Genomic DNA, 20,937 nt, shown 5'->3' on the forward strand with positions numbered 1-20,937 from the left:
TTCCGACCCGATTTGCAAAAATCCCGGCAGAAGGGCGATATTTGCAGACAAATCGCCAGACTTGCCGGGAATTCTTGAATCTCGCGGCCAAGTCGCGGACGCCGTTCGCGCCCCGCCCCCGCAATTGCTTATCCAACAGGTTGCCGCTATTCTACCGTGCCGGCTGCCGGATGTGGCGCGACCTTGTCACTGGGTCTGGAGGCACGCCTCCAGCCGCCCGCGCAACTGCCCTTCACGCTCGACGTCCAGATTCATGCTGCCTACCGTATTCATCGTCTCCGACGGCACCGGGATCACTGCCGAAACCTTCGCGCACTCGATCCTCTCCCAGTTCGACCAGAAATTCCGCCTCGTGCGCGTGCCGTTCGTCGACTCGCTCGACAAGGCCTATGCGACCGTCGAGAAGATCAACGAAGCCGCCGTGCACGACGGCCGCCGCGCGATCGTGTTCACGACGCTCGTCGACAGCGAGTCGAACGACATCGTCAAGCGCTCGAACGCGCTCGTGCTCGACATGTTCCAGCGCTTCGTCGAACCGCTCGAGCAGGAACTGGAGCTCAAGTCGAGCCACGCGATGGGCCGCGGCCACCAGAACGCTGACACCGAGGAATACAAGACGCGGATCGAGGCGATCAACTTCTCGCTCGCGCACGACGACGGCCAGTCGAATCGCAACCTGTCGGAAGCCGACGTGATCCTCGTCGGCGTGTCGCGCAGCGGCAAGACGCCGACGAGCCTGTACCTCGCGATGCAGTACGGCGTGAAGGCGGCCAACTATCCGCTGATTCCGGAGGATTTCGAACGCGGCAAGCTGCCGTCGGCGCTGTCGCCGTACAGTGAGAAGCTGTTCGGGCTGTCGATCGACCCGCAGCGCCTGTCGGAGATCCGCAACGAGCGCCGGCCGGGCAGCAAGTACGCGGCGCCCGAGAACTGCCGCTACGAGATCAACGAGGCCGAGGCGATGATGCGCCGCGAAGGGATCAAGTGGCTGTCGTCGACGCACAAGTCGATCGAGGAAATCGCGACGACGATCCTGCAGGAAATCCGCCTCGACCGGCAATCGTACTGAGCGCGAGAGCGCAGGCCGCCGTCGGGCCGTCGCCGAAAACAACAAGGCCGCGTCGAACGCGGCCTTGTTTCGTTTTACCGCACATGCAACACGTGCGGCGTCACGCAGGCCGCCGCTGCTGCCGTACCTGCTCGAACAGGCACACCGCTGTCGCAGCAGCAACGTTCAGCGACTCCATCCCGCCCGGCTGCGGAATCGTCACCCGATGCGTGGCCGCGTCGCGCCAGAACGCCGACACGCCGGCGCCTTCGTTACCGAACACCCAGGCGACGGGCCCTGACAGGTCGCAGTCGTAGACCGCCTGCGCGCCGTGCGAGTCGGTCAGCGCGACCGGTACGCCGAGGCGTTCGGCCAGCGCCGCCGCTTCGACGTCCTCATGGATCGACAACAAGAAATGCGCGCCCATGCCCGAGCGCAGCACCTTCGACGACCACGCGTAGGCCGTCCCCGGCGCGCAGAACACGTGACGCACGCCGGCCGCCGCCGCGCTGCGCAGGATCGAGCCGACGTTGCCGGCATCCTGCACGCCGTCGAGCACGACCGACGTGTGCGTCACGCGTTCGGGCAGCGGTTGCGCCGGCCGATCGACCAGCAGCAGGAAGCCGACGCCGTTGACGACATTCGACAACTGCCCGAACAACGCGTCCGGCAGCGTGACGATCCGCTGCGCGTCGATGCGCGCGACGATCGCCTGCGCCTCGGCATGGCCGAGCGCGCCTTCGGTCGTCACGCACAGTTCGGGCGTCGCGCCCGTATCGAGGTACGCGCTCGCGAGGTGGAAACCTTCGAGCAGCGCCTGGCCGCTGCGGCGCTGCTGGGGCGTCGAACCCGCGAGCGCCTTCAGGCGCTTGTACAGCGGGTTGTCGCGGGAAGTAATGCTTTTCATCAAAGGGCCTGTTCCCGCTAATAACGGGCTTGCGAACGTGTCTTGCCGGTCGCAGTGCAAGAAGCAAGGAGCGCCGTTTGGCCGAGCCAAACAAGTGACGCGCGACGCCGCAATGCGGCCGGCAAGACACGTTCCCGAAACTAAAAAATCCCTTTCCAGGGGCTGGTCGCCAGAAGGGCCGATCGCGGCGTCATGCTCCTTGCGAATACGCCAGGTATTCGCCGCGGCCCATTCCTTGCGCTCGGCCCTTCTGGCGGCCAGCGCAAGCCCGTTATTAGCGGGAACAGGCCCTCAGGTCGAGCGCCTCGCGCACGGGGGCAAACGAACGCCGATGCACTTCGCACGGGCCGTGCTCGCGCAGCGCGGCAAGATGTTTCGGCGTGCCGTACCCGGCATGCACGTTGAAGCCATACACGGGAAAGCGCTCATGCAGGTCGACCAGCATCCGGTCGCGCGTGACCTTCGCGAGGATCGACGCGGCCGAGATGCTCGGCACGAGCGCGTCGCCGCTGACGATCGCCTCGGCACGCACCATCAACGTCGGGCAACGGTTGCCGTCGATCTGCGCAAGCGTCGGCAGCACCGACAGCCCTTCGACCGCCCGTTTCATCGCGAGCATCGTCGCATGCAGGATGTTCAGCGTATCGATCTCGTCGACGCTCGCCGACGCGACGCAGTACGCGCGCGAACGCGCGACGATCAGGTCGTACAGCATGTCGCGCTTTTTCGCGGACAGCGCTTTCGAATCGTCGAGCCCGTCGATCGGCTGCGCCGGATCGAGAATCACCGCGGCGGCCACCACCGGCCCCGCGAGCGGGCCGCGGCCGGCTTCGTCGACGCCGCAGACGATCTCGTCCGGGCGGCTGAAATCGAAACCGCCCTGCACGTCGCTGGTCGCGCGGCGACGCGGTGCACGGACTGCCGTCATGCGCGCCCCTTGCGTTGTTCGAGCACGCGCACGACGGCCTCGGCCGCCTTCGCGGCCGTGTTCTGCCGCAGCGACAGATGCATTTCGGTAAACACTTCGGTCAGCGTACGGCGGTTCGCGTCGTCGCGCAGTTGCGTGAGCGTCGCATCGGCGAGCGCCTCGGGCGTCGCGAAATGCTGCAGCAGCTCCGGCACGACGAAGCGCCCCGCCAGGATGTTCGGCAGGCCGACATACGGGAGGTAGCCCTGCCGGCGCATGATCTGCCCGGTCAGCCAGGGCACCTTGTACGAGATCACCATCGGCTTCTTCAGCAGCGCGGCTTCCAGCGTGACGGTGCCGCTCTTCACGAGGATCGCGTCGGCGGCCGTCATCGCGACCTGCGAACGGCCGTCGGTGATCGTCAGCGCGAGCTGCGGATGGGCGTCGACGAGCGGCTGCAGCAGTTCGCGCAGCGCGGGCGTCGCGGCCGGCATCACGAATCGCACGCCGGGCTCGCGCTGCTGCATCAGCGCCATCGCCGCGAAGAACGTCGGGCCGATCAGCGCGATCTCCGAGCGCCGGCTGCCCGGCAGCACCGCGATCACGGGGCCGTCGGCCGGCAGACCCAGCGCGATGCGCGCGCCGTGCGTGTCGGGTTCGAGCGGAATGTCGTCGGCCAGCGGATGACCGACGTAGGTCGATGCGACGCCGGCCTTGTCGAGGATCGCCGGTTCGAACGGGAACAGGCACAGCATGTGATCGACGGACTTCGCGATCTTCTTGATCCGGCCGCCGCGCCACGCCCAGATCGACGGGCATACGAAGTGGATCGACGGAATGCCCGCGTCGCGCGCCGCCTGTTCGACGCTGAAGTTGAAATCGGGTGCATCGACGCCGATGAACGCGTCCGGCCGCTCGACGAGCAGCTGGCGCTTCAGTTCGCCGCGAATCCGCAGGATCTCGGGAATCTGGCCCAGCGCCTCGACATAGCCGCGCACGGTCAGCTTGTCCATCTGCCAGTGCGAGTCGAAGCCCTGCGCGATCATGCGCGGGCCGCCGATCCCGTAATACTGGGCCGCGTCGGGCAGCCGGTCGCGCAGCCCGCCGAGCAGCGACGCCGCGAGCAGGTCGCCCGACGGCTCGCCGGCCACCATCGCGAGCCGGAGCTGATGGGTGGTGAGCGGCATCGCTTAGCGGATGATGCCGCGTTGCGACGCGTCGATGAACTCGACGAGCGCCTTCACCGGTGCATCGCCGTCACCGCCCGCTTCCGCGAGCTCGCGCAGTTGCACCTTCGCTTCCTCGAGCGACAGGCCGTTCTTGTACAGCAAGCGGTACGCGCTGCGCAGCGCCGAGATCGCGTCGGCCGAGAAGCCGCGCCGGCGCAGCCCTTCGACGTTGATCCCGTGCGGCTCGGCCTTGTTGCCCGCCGCGATCACGAACGGCGGGATGTCCTGCACGAGCGCCGACGCGCCGCCCAGCATCGAATGCGCGCCGATGCGCACGAACTGGTGCACGCCCGACATGCCGCCGACGATCGCGAAATCGCCGATCTCGACGTGGCCGGCCATCTGCGCGTTGCTCGACAGGATCACGTTGTTGCCGACGCGGCAGTCATGACCGATGTGCACGTAGGCCATGATCCAGTTGTCGTCGCCGAGCGTCGTCACGCCGACGTCCTGCACGGTGCCCGTGTGGATCGTCGTGAATTCGCGGATCGTGTTGCGGTTACCGATCACGAGCTTCGTCGGCTCGTCCTTGTACTTCATGTCCTGCGGACGGCCGCCGACCGACGCGTAATGGCCGATGCGGTTGTCCTCGCCGAGCGTCGTATGGCCCTCGATCACGCTGTGCGAGCCGATCGTCGTGCGCGCGCCAATCGTGACGTGCGGGCCGACGATCGCGTACGGGCCGATCTCGACCGATTCGTCGATCTGCGCGCCCGGCTCGACGATCGCGGTAGGATGAATCCTGGTCATGCGCCGTTGCCTCTCGATATGATGTGTCGCGTTGCTCGCGTTATGTTATCCATGCGTGCCGCGTCGCTCAGGGCGCCGCGTCGGCCGTCTTGACCGTGCACATCAGTTCGGCTTCCGCCGCCACCTTGCCGTCCACTTCCGCCACCGCCTTGAACTTCCAGATGCCGCGGATGTAGCGCTCGAACGTCACGTTCAGGATCAGCTGGTCGCCCGGCTCGACCACCCGCTTGAAGCGCGCGCCGTCGATCCCGACGAAGTAATACAGCGTGTTCTCCGGATCCTTCGGCTGCTCTTCCGCGAACGTCAGCAGCGCCGCGGCCTGGGCGAGCGCCTCGAGAATCAGCACGCCCGGCATCACCGGCCGCTTCGGGAAATGCCCCTGGAAGAACGGCTCGTTGATCGACACGTTCTTCAGCGCTTTGATCCCTTTGTGCGGCTCGAGTTCGAGCACGCGGTCGACGAGCAGAATCGGGTAGCGATGCGGCAGCAGCGTGAGGATCTTGTGGATGTCGAGATTGATTTTTTCAGTGCTCATGATGGTTCGTCTCACGCAGAGGCTGCGCGGTGGTGATGCAAAGGCTGAAGCGGGCCGCCGCGCGGCCCAGTCTGGCAAACCGGGCCGGTTGCGCTGGCCGTGCCCGGTTCGTGGTCTCGCATGACGCGCTCAGGCGCCCGCGCCGCCCTGGGCGGCGAGCGCGGCTTCGAGCGCCTTGATGCGCTCGCGCAGCTTGTCGAGGTTGCGCACGAGCGCGGCGCTCTTGTTCCATTCGCCGTGGTCGACGGCCGGGAACGCGCTGGTATAGATGCCGGCCTTCGGCAGCGACTTCGATACGCCCGACTTCGCGGTGATGATCACATAGTCGCCGAGCGTCACGTGGCCGGCGATCCCGGCCGCGCCGCCGATCATGCAGTGGCGGCCGATCGTCGTGCTGCCGGCGATGCCGGCGCTGCCGGCGATCACCGTGTACGCGCCGATCCGGCAGTTGTGGCCGATCTGCACCTGGTTGTCGATCTTCACGCATTCCTCGATGACGGTATCCGCCATCGCGCCGCGATCGATCGTCGTGTTCGCGCCGATTTCGACGTCCGGGCCGATCGTCACGCCGCCGACCTGCGGGATCTTGACCCAGCTGCCGGTGCGTGCGTCGCCGTCGCCGACGAAATCCGGTGCGAAGCCGAAGCCGTCGGAGCCGATCACGGCGCCCGCATGGACGATCGCGCGCGGGCCGATCTTGCAGCCGTGGTACACCGATGCGTTCGGATAGAAATGCGAGCCGGCGCCGATCGTCGTGCCGCGGCCGACGAAGACGTTCGCGTCGAGCTGCACGCCGTCCTCGATCACCGCGCCGGCCTCGACCGTCACGTGCGGGCCGATCACCGCGGTCGCGGCGACCTGCGCGGCCGGATCGATCGTCGCGCTCGGATGCACGCCGGCCGCGCGCGGCGGCGTGGCGAGATCGATGAACATCTGCGCAACGCGCGCGAAGTACGCGTACGGATTCGGCGTCACGATGAAGTTGCGACCACCGGCGGCCGCGCCCAGCTTTTCCAGATCCTTCGGCGCGATCAGCACCGCGCCGGCGCCGGTCGTCTCGACCTGCGACAGGTACTTCGGGTTCGCGAGGAACGCGAGCTGCTGAGGGCCGGCCTGGTCGAGCGGCGCGAGGCCGCTGACCGTGCACTGGGCGTCGCCGGCGATCTCGCCGCCGAACCGCTTTACGAGTGCCTCAAGCGTCAATGCCATTCGTCGTCTGCTCCGTTCAGTTCGTCGAGCCGGACGCGAGCGCCTTGAGCACCTTGTCGGTGATGTCGATGCGCGGGCTGACGTACACGGCTTCCTGCACGATCAGGTCGTAATTCTGCTGCTCGGCGATCTGCTTGATGACCTTGTTCGCCCGTTCCAGCACAGCCGCCAGCTCTTCGTTGCGACGCTGGTTCAGGTCTTCGCGGAACTCGCGCTGCTTGCGCTGGAAGTCGGTGTCGAGCTGCGCGAGATCGCGCTGCTTCTGCGCACGATCGGCCGCCGACAGCGACGTGCCGTTCTTGTCGAGCGAATCGGACATCGACTTCAGGCGCGCCGCGAGGTCCTGCAGATCCTTGTCACGCTTCGCGAACTCGGCTTCGAGCTTCGTCTGCGCCGCCTTCGCGGGCGCCGACTCGCGCAGGATCCGATCCGAATTGACCGCCGCGATGCGGGCGACGTCCTGTGCGTGCACCGTTGCCGCGCCCAAGGCCAGCGCAACGGTCAGCGCGCACATCACTCGTTTCGAAAACTTACCGGTTAGCAAAATTACCCTCTCGTTGCTGTTGTCATGCGTTCGGTCAGAACGCCGTCCCGATCTGGAACTGGAATTTCTGGTACTGGTCGCCTTCATGCTTCTGCAGCGGGAAGCCGAGACTCAGCTTCAGCGGGCCGATCGGCGAGATCCACGCGAGACCCACGCCGTAGCCGTAGCGCAGGCCGTTGGCGCCCGTACTCGTGCCGCCCGGCGCGTTGCCCCATACGTTACCGCCGTCGAGGAACGTGAACACGCGCAGCGTGCGGTCGTAGCCGGTGCCCGGCAGCGGGAACGTCAGCTCGATGTTGCCGACCAGCATCTTCGAGCCGCCGATCGGGTCGTTCGTCTTCGTGTCGCGCGGGCCCAGCGAGCTCGGCTCGTAGCCCCGCACGGAGCCGATACCGCCCGCGTAGTAGTTCTTGAAGATCGGGTACGGGTTGCCGATACCGTTACCGTAGCCGCCTTGCAGGTTCAGGCCCAGGATGAAGCCGCGCGAGAACGAATAGTAGTACTGCGCCTGCAGGTCGGCCTTGTAGTACTGGATCTTGCCTACCGGCACGCCGTACTCCATGTTCGCCTGCGTGAAGTAGCCGCGGCTCGGAATCAGCGCGCTGTCACGCGCGTCGCGCGACCATGCGACCGTCAGCGGCACCGTGTTCGATACGCGGCCGAACTCGTTCACGTAATCCTGGTAGCTCTGCGGCGTGTTCGAATCGACGTCGAGGCGGTTCTGCTCGAAGCCCGCGCCGAAGTAGACGGTGTCGACTTCCGAGAACGGAATGCCGAACTTCAGGTTGCCGCCCGCGCTGATGATCCGGAAGCTCGAACTCGTCGAATAGTAGAGCGGCTGGTACGTGCGGTAGAAGACGTCCGTGATCCGCTTGATGCCGTCGACCGTGAAGTACGGGTCGACCTGCGTGACGGTCAGCGTGCGGTAGCTCTTCGCGGTGTTGACGTTCACCGACAGGCTCGTGCCGGAGCCGAACACGTTGTCCTGCGACACGCCGGCCGACAGCACGACCTTGTCCGTCGACGAGAAGCCGGCACCCAGCGTGATCGCGCCGGTCGGCTTTTCGTCGACCTTCACGTTCACGTCGACCTGGTCGTTCGTGCCTTCGACCGGCACCGTCGTCACGTCGACGTTGGTGAAGTAGCCGAGGCGGTTCACGCGGTCCTTCGACAGCGCGAGGCGGTTCGAGTCGAACCACGAGCTTTCGAGCTGGCGCATTTCGCGGCGCACCACTTCGTCGCGCGTGCGCGTGTTGCCGACCACGTTGATGCGGCGCACGTACACGCGGCGGCTCGGATCGACGACGAGGTTCAGGTTCACCTTGTGGTTCGCCTGGTCGATGTCCGGCTGCGCGTTGACGGTCGCGAATGCGTAGCCGTATTCGCCGAGCTTGTCGACGATCGACTTGGTGGTCTGCTGCAGCTTTTCGGCCGAGAAGCGGTCGCCCGGCTTGATCTTGATCAGCTTGTTGAGTTCGGCCTCGCGATCGAGCAGGTTGCCCGACAGCTTGATGCCCGACACCGTGTACGGCTCGCCTTCGTGCAGCGTGACCGTCAGGTACATGTCCTTCTTGTCCGGCGAGATCGACACCTGGGTCGACTCGATGTTGAACTCGAGGTAGCCGCGGTTCAGGTAGTACGAGCGCACGGCCTCGAGGTCGCCGGTGAGCTTTTCCTTCGAGTACAGGTCGTTCTTCGTGTACCAGGAGAACCAGTTCGGCGTCGACAGCTGCATCTCGTCGCGCAGCGTGCTGGTGCTGAACGCCTTGTTGCCGATGAAGTTGATCTGGCGGATCTTCGCGCTCGGGCCTTCGGCCACCGCGAACAGGATCGACACGCGGTTCGCGTCGACCGGCGTGACCGTCGTCTTGACCTCGGCCGCATAGAAGCCGCGCGTCAGGTACTGGCGCTTGAGCTCCTGCTCCGCCTTGTCGACGAGCGCCTTGTCGTAGTAGCGGCCGTCGGCCAGGCCGACCGCGCGCAGCGCCTTCGTCAGGTTGTCCTTGTCGAATTCCTTCGTGCCGGTGAAGTCGATCGACGCGATGGCCGGACGCTCCTGCACCTGCACGATCACGACGTTGCCCTGCGTGGCGATGCGCACGTCGTTGAAAAAGCCCGTCGCGTACAACGCGCGGATTGCTTCGGATGCCTTGTCGTCCGTGAAGGTATCGCCCTGCTTGATCGGCAGATAGGCGAACACCGAACCCGCTTCGACGCGCTGCAGCCCCTCGATCTTGATGTCTTGCACCACGAACGGTGCCGCTGCATGCGCCGCGAGGCCGTGCGCGGCGAGCGCGGCCGCTGCAACTGTCTTAGGTACAAAGCGATGAGGTTTGAACAACATGCATCCCCAATATTTAGCTGCATCAAATCAGGCGGCTGACCCGCGGCCGCCGCCTGACGCTTCAGAAATGGATTAACCGAGCCAGATCGTTGAACAGCGCGATCGCCGACAACGCGACGATGCAGATCAACCCGGCTCTTTGCAGAATCAGCTGCCAGCGCTCCGAGACGGCTTTCCCGGTCGCGGCTTCAACCGCATAATATAACAGATGCCCCCCGTCCAAAACGGGAATCGGCAACAAGTTCAGGACGCCAAGGCTAATGCTGACAAGGGCGAGGAACGACAGGAACGCCGACGGACCGAGCCGCGCGCTCTTGCCTGCGTAGTCGGCGATCGTCACCGGGCCGGACAGGTTCTTCAGCGACGCGTTGCCCGTGATCATCCGCCCGAACATCTTCAGCGAATACACGGAAATATCCCACGTGCGGTGCGCGCCGAGCCGCAGGCTCTCGATCGGCCCGTAACGCACGTCCACCGACGGCGCGTGCATCGACAGCGCCGCGCCGATCCGGCCGACCTGCTGCCCCGATTCGTCGTCGCGCTGCATCTGCGGCACGATCGACACCGTCTGCGCGGCGCCGCTGCGCTCGATCCGCAGCGCGAGCGGCTGGCCCGCATGGTGCTTCACCGCGTCGATGAAGCGCGACGCGCCGCCGATCGGCTTGCCGTCGAGCGCGACCAGCTTGTCGCCGACCTTCAGGCCGGCCTGCTCCGCCGCGCTGCCCGGCTGCACCGACGCGACCGACAACGTGCCGCCGCCGGCCTCGAAGCCCAGATGGGCCATGAAGTCGTCGTCGAGCTGGCTGTCGGGGACGTTGCGGAGATCGACGCGGAAATCGAACGTCGCATTGCCGTCGCGCGCGCCGAGCACGACCTCGCGATGGTCGAACGCGGCCGACAGCAGCTTCCAGCGCAGGTCCGACCACGATCGCACCGGCTCGGACTCGCCGCCCTGCGCATCGCCTACGCGCACGTTGCGGATCGACACGACCGTCTCGCTGCCGTCGAAGCCTGCACGGGCGGCCGCCGTGCCGGCGGCCGGCGACGCGACGATCGCGGCCGGCTCGGTCACGCCGGTCGCGAATACGACGGAAAACAGTGCGATTGCCAGCAGAAAGTTCGCAATCGGCCCGGCCGCGACGATCGCGATGCGCTTGTAGACCGACTGGCGGTTGAATGCCTGGCCGAGCTCGTCGGTCGGAATGCCGCCCGGGCCCGGATCGCGCTCGTCGAGCATCTTCACGTAGCCGCCGAGCGGCAGCGCGGACAGCGTCCACTCGGTGCCCGTCCTGCGGCTGACCCAGCGCGCGACGGGCTGGCCGAAGCCGATCGAGAAACGCAGCACCTTCACGCCGCACCAGCGCGCGACGCGATAGTGTCCGTACTCATGCACGACGACCAGTACGCCGATCGCCACCGCAAACGCGACCAGTTCGACCAGCACGTTCATGAGCACCTCATTCAGACCGTACGCTCCACGCGTGGCGCAGGCGCTTTTGCAATGATCGCGGCGGCGAGGCGGCGCGCCTCGGCATCCGCCGCGAGGACGTCGTCGAGCCCGTCGGGCGCGCGGTTCGGCAGCGCGTTGAGCACCGCGTCGACCGTCGCCGCGATCGCCATGAAGCCGATCCGGCGCTCGAGAAAGGCTTCGACCGCCACTTCGTTCGCCGCGTTCAATGCGGCGCTCGCGATACCGCCTTCCTCGAGCGCCTTCAGCGCGAGCGCGAGGCACGGGAAGCGCGCGTAATCGGGCTTCTCGAACGATAGCTGGGCGATCTGCGCGAGGTCGAGCTGGTCGACACCCGCGTCGACGCGCTCGGGGAACGCGAGCGCGTGGGCGATCGGCGTGCGCATGTCGGGGTTGCCGAGCTGCGCGAGCACCGAGCCGTCACGGTACGACACGAGCGAATGGATCACGCTCTGCGGATGGATCAGCACGTCGATCCGGTCGCCCGGCAGCCCGAAGATCCAGTGCGCCTCGATCACCTCGAGGCCCTTGTTCATCATCGTCGCGGAATCGACCGAGATCTTGCGGCCCATCACCCAGTTCGGGTGCTTGCACGCCTCGTCCGGCGTCACGTCGACGAGCGTCGCCGGCTCGCGCGTGCGGAACGGGCCGCCTGATGCGGTCAGGATGATCTTCGAGATCCCGCCGTGCTCGGCCGCGTCGCGCGGCATGCACTGGAAGATCGCGTTGTGTTCGCTGTCGACCGGCAGCAGGATCGCGCCATGGTCGCGCACGGCGTCCATGAAGATCGCGCCCGACATCACGAGCGCTTCCTTGTTCGCGAGCAGGATCCGCTTGCCGGCGCGTGCAGCCGCCAGGCTCGGCGCAAGGCCGGCCGCGCCGACGATCGCCGCGACCACCGTGTCGCAGCCGTCGCTCTTCGACACGTCGACGAGCGCCTGCGGCCCGTGCAGCACGACCGTCTTGCTGCCCGCCGCGCGCAGTTTCGCGTCGACGTGAGCGGCCGTCGCGGCATCGCCGACCACCGCCACTTCGGGCGCGAAGCGCAGACACTGCTCGACGAGCTTGTCGCCGTTGCGGTGCGCGGTCAGCGCGTAGACCGAGAAGCGCTCGGGATGGCGCGCGACCACGTCGAGCGTGCTGTCTCCGATCGAGCCCGTGGAACCGAGCAATGTCAGACGTTTTTGCATAACAGAAATAATGGTTTAACCAAGCAGCAGCATCGCGAGCGGCAGCACCGGCAGCAGCGCGTCGACACGATCGAGCACGCCGCCGTGGCCCGGCAGCAGTCCGCTCGAATCCTTCACGCCCGCCTGCCGCTTCAGCAGCGACTCGAACAGGTCGCCGATCACGCTGTACGCGACGAGCAGCGTCAGCGCGGCCCACGCGCCGGGCATCCCGTAGCGCGCGGCGAATGCAGAAAACAGGGTCGGTTCGAATGCGTGCACGGCCATCGCGACGCCGCCGACGACCATCACCGCGAACCAGCCGCCGATCGCGCCTTCCCAGCTCTTGCCGGGGCTGATCGTGATGGCCAGTTTACGCTTTCCGAAGGCCTTGCCCGCGAAGTATGCGCCGATATCGGCCAGCCAGACGACCAGAAGCAGCGACAGCACGAACGGCACACCCTGCGCGCGGGCGGCGACGAGCGCGTGCCAGCAGGCGGCGAACACGACGAGGCCGGCGGCCAGCAGGAACGGCCGCCAGATGCCGCCCGCGAGCGTGGGCTTGCGCCGCAGCGCGAACGGGCCGACCAGCAGCCAGAACACGCCAGCCGCCATGAAAAGGGGACGGGACGAAGCCGCATCGACGCCGAGCGGCGCGGTGGCCGCGAGCGCGAGCGCCGCGACGCCCGCATAGACGATCGGCGCGGCGCCCCCGAGCTTCAGCAGGCGCGCCCACTCCCACGCGGCGAACACGAGCACGACGCCGATCAGTGCACCGAACCCGGCGAGCGGCGCGAACAGCGTCACCGGCAGCAGCACCGCCAGCATCACGATCGCCGTGATCACACGGGTTTTCAGCATGAAAGGGAGTCGGCGTTCTGCGATTGCGGTTCGAGCTGCGCACTCGTGCGCCCGAAACGGCGCTCGCGCTCGGTATACGACGCCAGCGCGTCGGCCAGTGCCGCGCCGTCGAAATCCGGCCAGTACTTGTCGGTGAAATAGAATTCGGCGTACGCGAGCTGCCACAGCAGGAAGTTGCTGACGCGCTGCTCGCCGCCGGTGCGGATGAAGAGATCGGGCTCCGGCGCGTACGCCATTGCCAGGTGCGGCGCGAATGCGTCCTCGGTCACTTCGACCTCGCGACCTTCGCGCACGGCCTGCTCGACGAGTTTCTTCGTCGCCTGCAGGATGTCCCACCGGCCGCCGTAGTTGGCCGCGATGGTGAGCGTCAGACGGGTATTGCGCGCAGTCTTGGTTTCGGCGCGGCGAATCAGCTCGCGGATGCGCGGCTCGAAACGGTCGAGATCGCCGACGACGCGCAGGCGGATCCCGTTCGCATGCAGCTTGCCCACTTCGCGCTCGAGCGCGGTGATGAACAGCCGCATCAGGAACGACACTTCGTCGTTCGGCCGGCGCCAGTTTTCCGAACTGAACGCAAACAGCGTCAGGTATTCGACGCCGGCGCGCGCGCAGCCTTCGACCACCGCCCGCACGGCATCGACGCCGCGGGTATGCCCCGCGACGCGCGGCAAGCGGCGTTCGGTCGCCCAACGGCCGTTGCCGTCCATGATGATCGCGATGTGACGCGGCACGACGCCGACGTCAGGCACGCGAACGGTAGAGCTGGTATAGGTCATGGCCGTTGAGACAGTAATGCGGGAAGAAGGCGGCGCGCGAGGACGGTCGTCAGACCGTCATGATCTCGGCTTCCTTGCTCTGCACGAGCTTGTCGACTTCGGCGACGTGCTTGTCGGTCAGCTTCTGCACGTCGTCGCTCGCACGGCGCTCGTCGTCTTCCGAGATTTCCTTGTCCTTCACGAGCTTCTTCAGCGCTTCGTTCGCGTCGCGGCGCAGGTTGCGGATCGCGACCTTGGCCGTTTCGCCTTCGCTCTTCACGACCTTGGTCAGCTCGCGGCGGCGCTCTTCCGTCAGCGCGGGCATCGGCACGCGGATCAGGTCGCCGGCCGTCGCCGGGTTCAGGCCCAGATCGGCTTCGCGGATGGCCTTCTCGACCTTCGCGACCATGTTCTTTTCCCACGGCTGCACGCCGATCGTGCGCGCGTCGACGAGCGTCAGGTTCGCGACCTGCGAGATCGGCACCATCGAGCCGTAGTAGTCGACCTGCACGTGATCGAGCAGACCGGTGTGTGCACGGCCCGTACGGATCTTGGCCAGATCGTTCTTGAACGCTTCGATCGAGCGCTGCATCTTTTGCTCGACGCCCTTCTTCACATCAGCGACACTCATTTCAACCTCCGAACCTTCAAACCTTCAAAGAACGCGAGCCCCACCCGGCGCATGTCGCGCGCCGCGGCCGGCAACCCGCGCCGTTCGCCCGCATCCGCGGGAGTTTACACGTGGACGAGCGTACCTTCGTCCTCGCCCAGCACGATGCGCTTGAGCGCGCCCGGCTTGTTGATCGAAAACACGCGAATCGGCAGCTTCTGGTCGCGGCACAGCGCAAACGCCGTCGCGTCCATCACCTGCAGGTTGCGGCTGATCGCCTCGTCGAAGCTGATCGTCGTGTAGCGCGTGGCCGACGGATCCTTCTTCGGATCGGCAGAATATACGCCATCGACCTTGGTCGCCTTCAGCACGACTTCCGCGCCCACTTCCGAGCCGCGCAGCGCGGCGGCCGTATCCGTCGTGAAGAACGGGTTGCCGGTGCCGGCCGCGAAGATCACGACGCGGCCTTCCTCGAGCTGGCGGATCGCGCGGGGCCGGATGTACGGCTCGACGACCTGGTCCATGCGCAGCGCGGACTGCACGCGCGCCTCGATGCCGGCGTGGCGCATCGCGTCCTGCAGCGCCAGCGCGTTCATCATCGTCGCCAGCATCCCCATGTAGTCGGCCGTCGCGCGGTCCATGCCGGCCGCGCCGCCCGCGACGCCGCGGAAAATGTTACCGCCACCGATCACGACCGCGAGCTGCGTCCCGAGACGCACGACTTCGGCGATATCGGCCACCATCCGTTCGATCGTCGCGCGATTGATGCCGAAGGCATCGTCGCCCATCAGCGCTTCGCCGGAGAGTTTGAGGAGGACGCGTTTATAGGCATTGGACATAGGGGCTTCCGAGCGACGAGAGGATGACAACCACGAACTGTAGGGGCGAAATACTGATTCGGGCAAGCGCCGACGACCGGACCGGGGTTCCCGGCCGGCCGGCGGCGCCGCCGGCCGCGGCGGAGCGGACGCCCGCCGCGGGTACTGCTGACTGCTTACTGCTGCTTGGCTGCTGCGACTTGCGCGGCCACTTCGGCGGCGAAGTCGTCCTGGCGCTTCTCGATGCCTTCACCGACGACGAACAGCGCGAACTTCTGCACTGCCGCATTCGCCGCCTTCAGCATCTGCTCGATCGTCTGCTTGTCGTTCTTCACGAACGTCTGGTTCAGCAGCGACACTTCCTTCAGGTACTTCTGGACGCTGCCGTCGACCATCTTCGCGACGATTTCAGCCGGCTTGCCCGATTCGGCAGCCTTCTGCTCGGCGACGCGGCGTTCCGTGTCGATCAGTTCCGCCGGCACGTCGGCCGACGACAGCGCGACCGGCTTCATCGCGGCGATGTGCATCGCGACGTCCTTGCCGACCTGCTCTTCCGCGCCCGTGTACTCGACGATCACGCCGATACGCGCGCCGTGCAGGTAGGTTGCAATCTTGTTCGCGGTTTCGAAACGGACGAAACGGCGGATCGACACGTTCTCGCCGATCTTGCCGATCAGCGCGAGACGCACTGCGTCGACCGTCGAGCCTTCGAGCGGCAGCGCCGACAGCGCGGCCACGTCGGCCGGGTTCTGCGTCGCGACGAGTTCCGCGACCGTCTTCGAGAACGCGAGGAAGTCGTCGTTCTTCGCGACGAAGTCGGTTTCGCAGTTCAGTTCGACCAGCGCGCCTGCGTTGCCGCCGACGAACGATGCGACGACGCCTTCCGCCGTCACGCGCGATGCGGCCTTGCTCGCCTTGTTGCCGAGTTTGACGCGCAGCAGTTCTTCAGCCTTGGCCAGATCGCCGTCGGCTTCCGTCAGCGCCTTCTTGCATTCCATCATCGGTGCGTCGGTCTTCGCGCGCAGTTCTGCCACCATGCTTGCGGTAATTGCCGCCATCATTCGCTCCTTGAGTCTGTATTCACAACGCCGCCCGCTTGGACGCGAACGGCCGAGATTCGTTTCCGGACCCGCGCCGATTCGGCGCGATCAGGTCCGGCGCACAAGCTTAAAAAAAGGGGGCCTGTTGAGAGCCCCCTTTTTGCGCCGGCTCGGGGCCAGTTACGCGTTTTCCTCGACGTATTCGTCGTCGCCGCGTGCGGCCTGGACCACTTCGTTGACCGCGTTCGCACGGCCTTCGAGGATCGCGTCGGCCACGCCTTCGGCGTACAGCGCGACTGCCTTGCTCGAGTCGTCGTTACCCGGGATCACGTAATCCACACCTTCCGGCGAGTGGTTCGTATCGACCACGGCGATGACCGGCACGCCCAGCTTGTTCGCTTCCGTGACGGCAATCTTGTGGTAGCCGACGTCGATGACGAAGATCGCGTCCGGAATGCCGCCCATGTCCTTCACGCCGCCGATCGACTTCTGCAGCTTGGCGATTTCGCGTTCGAACAGCAGCGCTTCCTTCTTGCTCATCTTCTCGGTTTCGCCCGATTCGACAGCCGCTTCCATGTCCTTCAGGCGCTTGATCGATACCTTCAGCGTCTTGAAGTTGGTCATCATGCCGCCGAGCCAGCGCGCGTTGACGTACGGCATGCCCGCACGTTGCGCTTCCTGGGCGATCGTGTCACGCGACTGGCGCTTCGTGCCGACGAACAGGATCGTGCCGCGGTTCGCTGCCAGCTGGCGCACGTACTTCTGTGCGTCCGTGAACATCGGCAGCGTCTTTTCGAGGTTGATGATGTGAATCTTGTTGCGGTGACCGAAAATGAACGGAGCCATCTTCGGGTTCCAGAAGCGCGTCTGGTGACCGAAGTGGACACCCGCTTCCAGCATTTGGCGCATCGTAACTGCCATGTAAATTCTCCACGAGGGTTGGGTCTTAAGCCGGCTGCCGTACCGCCGCGCGAACCCGCCTCGAAGGACGGGGATTCCGCACGGACGGCACCCTGGTTGCGCCGGCTTGCGATTCGGCACGTGCAAAACGCCCGTGCCGTAAGCCTTTCTCCGCGACGCCACCCCAAAACGGGGCACGACGGCAAATTTGGATGTCGACTTAGCCAAAGAGTATAGCACGCGGATTTGTCGGCTCTCAAGTCGCGCGGCACTTTCGCTTGCCGCGCGGCAGCGGGCCGGACAATCCTCGAAAACCCGCATCCGCGCGGCCCGCAGGGGCTGCGAGGCCCGCCATAAGGTGCGATAATCCGTCAATTCACCGCATTCCAGGCATACCTCGATGGCTATTACGCTCAAAAACGAACACGATATCGCTCAGATGCGCGTCGCCTGCCGTCTCGCCAGCGAAGTGCTCGACTTCATCACGCCGCACGTCGTCGCGGGCGTCACGACCGCCGAACTCGACCGCCTCTGCCACGAGTTCATGCTCAACGAGCAAGGCACGATCCCCGCGCCGCTGAACTATCAGCCGCCCGGCTATCCGCCGTACCCGAAGGCCACCTGCATTTCGGTCAACGACGTGATCTGTCACGGCATTCCCGGCGAGAAGGTGATCAAGAACGGCGACGCGCTGAACATCGACATCACCGTGATCAAGAACGGCTATTTCGGCGACACCAGCCGAATGTTCATCGTCGGCGAGGGCTCGATCCTCGCGAAGCGCCTCGTGCAGACCACCTACGAATGCATGTGGCTCGGCATCGACCAGGTCAAGCCCGGCGCGCACCTCGGCGACATCGGCTACGCGATCCAGAAGCACGCGGAAGCGCAGGGCTACAGCGTCGTGCGCGAATACTGCGGCCACGGCATCGGCACGGTGTTCCACGAGGATCCGCAGGTCGTCCACTACGGCCGCCCGGGCACCGGCATCGAGCTAAAGGCCGGGATGATCTTCACGATCGAGCCGATGATCAACGCCGGCAAGCGCGACATCCGCACGATGCCCGACCAGTGGACGGTCAAGACGCGCGACCGCAGCCTGTCCGCGCAGTGGGAGCACACGGTGCTCGTCACCGAAACCGGCTACGAAGTGCTGACCGTATCGGCCGGCACGCCCGCGCGCCCGGTGTTCGCGCAACCGGCCGCCGCCGTCTGAGCGCCGTCGCGCCAGCCCGCCCCACCCCGCACCTGATCGGTCGCCCATGAGCGCTCACGCTGCCCCCTCGCCCGAAGCGCTGTCGCGGCGCGCCGAATTCAAGGCCGCCAAGACGGCGATGCTCGAGCGCTTTCGCCGCGCGGCGAACGTCGCGTCGCTGATGCACGCGCTGTCGAAACTCACCGACGACGCGTTGAAGCGCGTGTGGGACGATTGCGGGCTGCCCGCGACGCTCGCGCTCGTCGCCGTCGGCGGCTACGGGCGCGGCGAGCTCGCGCCCTATTCCGACGTCGACATCCTCGTGCTGCTGCCCGATGCGCACGACGCGGCGCTCGATGCGCGCATCGAGCGCTTCATCGGCATGGCCTGGGATCTCGGCCTCGAGATCGGCAGCAGCGTGCGCACGGTCGCGCAGTGCATCGAGGAGGCGTCGCAGGACGTGACGGTGCAGACCTCGCTGCTGGAAGCGCGCCGCATCGTCGGCAGCACCGCGCTGTTCGAGCGCTTCACCGTGCGCTATCACGAAGCGCTCGACGCCCGCGCATTCTTCACCGCGAAGGTGCTCGAGATGCGCCAGCGCCACGCGAAGTGCCAGGACACGCCGTACAGCCTCGAACCGAACGTGAAGGAAAGCCCGGGCGGGCTGCGCGACCTGCAGACGATCCTGTGGATCGCGCGCGCGGCCGGCTTCGGCAGCAGCTGGCGCGAACTCGACACGCGCGGCCTCATCACCGACCGCGAAGCGCGCGAGCTGCGCCGCAACGAAGGCTTCCTGAAGACGCTGCGCGCGCGGCTGCACGTGATCGCCGGGCGCCGCCAGGACATGCTCGTGTTCGACCTGCAGACGCAGGCCGCCGAGAGCTTCGGCTACCAGCCGACGCAGGCCAAGCGCGCGAGCGAGCAACTGATGCGCCGCTACTACTGGGCCGCGAAAGCCGTCACGCAGCTCGCGACGATCCTGATCCAGAACATCGAGGCGCAGTTGTTCCCCGCGACGAGCGGCATCACGCGCGTGCTGTCGGCCGATCGCTTCGTCGAGAAACAGGGGATGCTCGAGATCGTCGACGACGGCGTGTTCGAACGCCATCCCGACGCGATCCTCGAAGCGTTCCTGCTGTACGAAACGACGCGCGGCGTGAAGGGCCTGTCCGCCCGCACGCTGCGTGCGCTGTACAACTCGCGCGAAATCATGAACAACGCGTGGCGCCGCGATCCGCAGAACCGCGCCACGTTCATGCGGATCCTGCAGCAGCCCGAAGGCATCACGCACGCGTTCCGGCTGATGAACCAGACGAGCGTGCTCGGCCGCTACCTGCTGAACTTCCGTCGCATCGTCGGCCAGATGCAGCACGACCTGTACCACGTGTACACGGTCGACCAGCACATCCTGATGGTGCTGCGCAACCTCCGCCGCTTCGCGGTGGCCGAGCATGCGCACGAGTATCCGTTCTGCAGCCAGCTGATCGGCAACTTCGAGCGCCCGTGGGTGCTGTATGTCGCGGCGTTGTTCCACGACATCGCGAAGGGCCGCGGCGGCGATCACTCGACGCTCGGGATGGCCGACGCGCGGCGCTTCTGCCGCGAGCACGGGATCGACGCCGAAGACGCCGCGCTGATCGTGTGGCTCGTCCAGCATCACCTGACGATGAGCCAGGTCGCGCAGAAGCAGGACACGAGCGACCCCGAAGTCATCAAGCGCTTCGCCGAAGTCGTCGGCAACGAACGGTACCTGACCGCGCTCTACCTGCTGACCGTCGCCGATATCCGCGGCACGAGCCCGAAGGTGTGGAACACGTGGAAGGGCAAGCTGCTCGAGGATCTGTACCGCATCACGCTCGCGGTGCTCGGCGGCGCGAACCCCGACGCGCATTCGGAACTGAAATCGCGGCAGGAGCAGGCGCTCGCGCTGCTGCGCCTCGAAACCGTGCCCGAGGATGCGCACCGCGCGTTGTGGGATCAGCTCGACGTCGGCTTCTTCCTGCGTCACGACGCGGCCGACATCGCGTGGCAGACGCGCGTGCTGTACCGGCACGTGAACGCCGAAACCGCGATCGTCCGCGCGCGGCCGTCGCCGATCGGCGACGCGCTGCAGGTGCTCGTGTACGTGAAGGACCGCCCCGACCTGTTCGCGGGCATCTGCGCGTATTTCGACCGCAACGGGCTGTCGGTGCTCGATGCGCGCGTCAGCACGACGCGGCACGGCTATGCGCTCGACAACTTCATCGTCACGCAGACCGAACGCGACGTGCGCTACCGCGACATCGCGAATCTCGTCGAGCAGCAGCTCGCGACGCGGCTCGCCGAAACCGCCACGCTGCCGGAGCCGTCGAAGGGCCGCCTGTCCAGGCTGTCCCGGACGTTTCCGATCACGCCGCGCGTCGACCTGCGGGCCGACGAGCGCGGTCAGTACTACATCCTGTCCGTGTCGGCCAACGACCGGCCGGGCCTTCTCTATTCGATCGCGCGCGTACTCGCCGAGCATCGGATCGGCGTCCACGCGGCGCGGATCAATACGCTCGGCGAGCGCGTCGAAGACATCTTCCTGCTCGCGGGTGCCGGCCTGTCCGACAACCGCCTGCAGATCCAGCTCGAAACCGAATTGCTGCGTGCGATCGCAGTCTGAATGAATC

General features: G+C 66.3%; 19 protein-coding genes. 3 read left to right on the forward strand and 16 right to left on the reverse strand.

The genetic code is table 11. From position 1 onward, the window contains the following. Positions 1-253: 253 nt before the first annotated feature. Positions 254-1,069 carry a pyruvate, water dikinase regulatory protein gene (locus tag GJG85_RS10545; protein WP_006483812.1) on the forward strand — a complete coding sequence of 272 codons (816 nt, stop codon included), beginning with the start codon at positions 254-256 and terminating at the stop codon, positions 1,067-1,069. Between the two features lie 100 nt (positions 1,070-1,169). On the opposite strand, the gene GJG85_RS10550 is transcribed toward GJG85_RS10545, so the two are convergent. The 16 genes from GJG85_RS10550 to rpsB form a co-directional block, all read right to left on the reverse strand. After that, a complete protein-coding gene (locus tag GJG85_RS10550; protein ID WP_050012892.1) occupies positions 1,170-1,955 on the reverse strand; it encodes an RNA methyltransferase in 786 nt (261 codons plus the stop codon). A gap of 274 nt (positions 1,956-2,229) precedes the next feature. Further along, positions 2,230-2,883, reverse strand: coding sequence for a ribonuclease HII (gene rnhB / locus GJG85_RS10555; RefSeq protein ID WP_050012893.1), 654 nt, complete (start codon positions 2,881-2,883; stop codon positions 2,230-2,232). Continuing rightward, positions 2,880-4,049: a lipid-A-disaccharide synthase gene (lpxB, locus tag GJG85_RS10560; protein WP_204383299.1), complete on the reverse strand. Its 1,170-nt coding sequence runs from the start codon at positions 4,047-4,049 to the stop codon at positions 2,880-2,882. The genes rnhB and lpxB overlap by 4 nt, the downstream gene beginning before the upstream one ends. A gap of 3 nt (positions 4,050-4,052) precedes the next feature. After that, positions 4,053-4,841: an acyl-ACP--UDP-N-acetylglucosamine O-acyltransferase gene (gene lpxA, locus GJG85_RS10565; protein ID WP_050012895.1), complete on the reverse strand. Its 789-nt coding sequence runs from the start codon at positions 4,839-4,841 to the stop codon at positions 4,053-4,055. A 67-nt stretch (positions 4,842-4,908) separates the two neighbouring features. Next, positions 4,909-5,376, reverse strand: coding sequence for a 3-hydroxyacyl-ACP dehydratase FabZ (gene fabZ / locus GJG85_RS10570; protein WP_006495559.1), 468 nt, complete (start codon positions 5,374-5,376; stop codon positions 4,909-4,911). Between the two features lie 129 nt (positions 5,377-5,505). Further along, entirely contained in the window at positions 5,506-6,585 is a 1,080-nt protein-coding gene (lpxD, locus tag GJG85_RS10575) for a UDP-3-O-(3-hydroxymyristoyl)glucosamine N-acyltransferase (protein WP_050012896.1), read from the reverse strand. A gap of 16 nt (positions 6,586-6,601) precedes the next feature. Continuing rightward, positions 6,602-7,099, reverse strand: a complete 498-nt coding sequence (locus GJG85_RS10580; RefSeq protein WP_048248617.1) for an OmpH family outer membrane protein — start codon at positions 7,097-7,099, stop codon at positions 6,602-6,604. A 64-nt stretch (positions 7,100-7,163) separates the two neighbouring features. Further along, positions 7,164-9,473 carry an outer membrane protein assembly factor BamA gene (gene bamA / locus GJG85_RS10585; protein ID WP_050012897.1) on the reverse strand — a complete coding sequence of 770 codons (2,310 nt, stop codon included), beginning with the start codon at positions 9,471-9,473 and terminating at the stop codon, positions 7,164-7,166. A gap of 61 nt (positions 9,474-9,534) precedes the next feature. Then, positions 9,535-10,923, reverse strand: coding sequence for an RIP metalloprotease RseP (gene rseP / locus GJG85_RS10590; RefSeq protein WP_050012898.1), 1,389 nt, complete (start codon positions 10,921-10,923; stop codon positions 9,535-9,537). Between the two features lie 11 nt (positions 10,924-10,934). Further along, on the reverse strand, positions 10,935-12,131 hold the full coding sequence (locus tag GJG85_RS10595) for a 1-deoxy-D-xylulose-5-phosphate reductoisomerase (RefSeq protein WP_050012899.1): 1,197 nt from the start codon (positions 12,129-12,131) through the stop codon (positions 10,935-10,937). Positions 12,132-12,146: 15 nt separating this feature from the next. After that, positions 12,147-12,968, reverse strand: a complete 822-nt coding sequence (locus tag GJG85_RS10600; protein WP_050012900.1) for a phosphatidate cytidylyltransferase — start codon at positions 12,966-12,968, stop codon at positions 12,147-12,149. After that, entirely contained in the window at positions 12,962-13,744 is a 783-nt protein-coding gene (uppS, locus tag GJG85_RS10605) for a polyprenyl diphosphate synthase (RefSeq protein ID WP_034188847.1), read from the reverse strand. Before uppS ends, GJG85_RS10600 begins: the two co-directional genes overlap by 7 nt. 49 nt (positions 13,745-13,793) lie before the next feature. Next, positions 13,794-14,354, reverse strand: coding sequence for a ribosome recycling factor (gene frr, locus GJG85_RS10610; protein WP_006752152.1), 561 nt, complete (start codon positions 14,352-14,354; stop codon positions 13,794-13,796). Between the two features lie 104 nt (positions 14,355-14,458). Further along, a complete protein-coding gene (gene pyrH, locus GJG85_RS10615; protein WP_006402648.1) occupies positions 14,459-15,172 on the reverse strand; it encodes a UMP kinase in 714 nt (237 codons plus the stop codon). 155 nt (positions 15,173-15,327) lie between these two features. After that, positions 15,328-16,209 (reverse strand): translation elongation factor Ts, encoded by an 882-nt coding sequence (gene tsf, locus GJG85_RS10620; RefSeq protein ID WP_050012901.1) that lies wholly within the window; start codon positions 16,207-16,209, stop codon positions 15,328-15,330. Positions 16,210-16,371: 162 nt separating this feature from the next. After that, a complete protein-coding gene (gene rpsB, locus GJG85_RS10625) occupies positions 16,372-17,112 on the reverse strand; it encodes a 30S ribosomal protein S2 (protein WP_006758564.1) in 741 nt (246 codons plus the stop codon). A gap of 379 nt (positions 17,113-17,491) precedes the next feature. On the opposite strand from rpsB, the gene map reads away from it, so the two are divergent. Beyond that, positions 17,492-18,307: a type I methionyl aminopeptidase gene (map, locus tag GJG85_RS10630; RefSeq protein WP_050012902.1), complete on the forward strand. Its 816-nt coding sequence runs from the start codon at positions 17,492-17,494 to the stop codon at positions 18,305-18,307. A 46-nt stretch (positions 18,308-18,353) separates the two neighbouring features. Further along, positions 18,354-20,930, forward strand: a complete 2,577-nt coding sequence (locus GJG85_RS10635) for a [protein-PII] uridylyltransferase (RefSeq protein WP_050012903.1) — start codon at positions 18,354-18,356, stop codon at positions 20,928-20,930. The last annotated feature ends 7 nt before the right edge of the window (positions 20,931-20,937 follow it).

Source organism: Burkholderia sp. MS389 (assembly GCF_016899425.1).
GTDB classification, from domain to species: domain Bacteria; phylum Pseudomonadota; class Gammaproteobacteria; order Burkholderiales; family Burkholderiaceae; genus Burkholderia; species Burkholderia sola.

Coding starts and splice junctions, on each gene's coding strand:
- map (WP_050012902.1), top strand. CDS start 17,492: ATGGCTATTACGCTCAAAAACGAACACGATATCGCTCAGATGCGCGTC.
- rpsB (WP_006758564.1), bottom strand. CDS start 17,112: ATGGCAGTTACGATGCGCCAAATGCTGGAAGCGGGTGTCCACTTCGGT.
- GJG85_RS10580 (WP_048248617.1), bottom strand. CDS start 7,099: ATGTGCGCGCTGACCGTTGCGCTGGCCTTGGGCGCGGCAACGGTGCAC.
- bamA (WP_050012897.1), bottom strand. CDS start 9,473: ATGTTGTTCAAACCTCATCGCTTTGTACCTAAGACAGTTGCAGCGGCC.
- lpxB (WP_204383299.1), bottom strand. CDS start 4,049: ATGCCGCTCACCACCCATCAGCTCCGGCTCGCGATGGTGGCCGGCGAG.
- GJG85_RS10545 (WP_006483812.1), top strand. CDS start 254: ATGCTGCCTACCGTATTCATCGTCTCCGACGGCACCGGGATCACTGCC.
- rseP (WP_050012898.1), bottom strand. CDS start 10,923: ATGAACGTGCTGGTCGAACTGGTCGCGTTTGCGGTGGCGATCGGCGTA.
- pyrH (WP_006402648.1), bottom strand. CDS start 15,172: ATGTCCAATGCCTATAAACGCGTCCTCCTCAAACTCTCCGGCGAAGCG.
- tsf (WP_050012901.1), bottom strand. CDS start 16,209: ATGGCGGCAATTACCGCAAGCATGGTGGCAGAACTGCGCGCGAAGACC.
- uppS (WP_034188847.1), bottom strand. CDS start 13,744: ATGACCTATACCAGCTCTACCGTTCGCGTGCCTGACGTCGGCGTCGTG.
- GJG85_RS10635 (WP_050012903.1), top strand. CDS start 18,354: ATGAGCGCTCACGCTGCCCCCTCGCCCGAAGCGCTGTCGCGGCGCGCC.
- rnhB (WP_050012893.1), bottom strand. CDS start 2,883: ATGACGGCAGTCCGTGCACCGCGTCGCCGCGCGACCAGCGACGTGCAG.
- GJG85_RS10600 (WP_050012900.1), bottom strand. CDS start 12,968: ATGCTGAAAACCCGTGTGATCACGGCGATCGTGATGCTGGCGGTGCTG.
- GJG85_RS10550 (WP_050012892.1), bottom strand. CDS start 1,955: ATGAAAAGCATTACTTCCCGCGACAACCCGCTGTACAAGCGCCTGAAG.
- fabZ (WP_006495559.1), bottom strand. CDS start 5,376: ATGAGCACTGAAAAAATCAATCTCGACATCCACAAGATCCTCACGCTG.
- lpxA (WP_050012895.1), bottom strand. CDS start 4,841: ATGACCAGGATTCATCCTACCGCGATCGTCGAGCCGGGCGCGCAGATC.
- lpxD (WP_050012896.1), bottom strand. CDS start 6,585: ATGGCATTGACGCTTGAGGCACTCGTAAAGCGGTTCGGCGGCGAGATC.
- frr (WP_006752152.1), bottom strand. CDS start 14,354: ATGAGTGTCGCTGATGTGAAGAAGGGCGTCGAGCAAAAGATGCAGCGC.
- GJG85_RS10595 (WP_050012899.1), bottom strand. CDS start 12,131: ATGCAAAAACGTCTGACATTGCTCGGTTCCACGGGCTCGATCGGAGAC.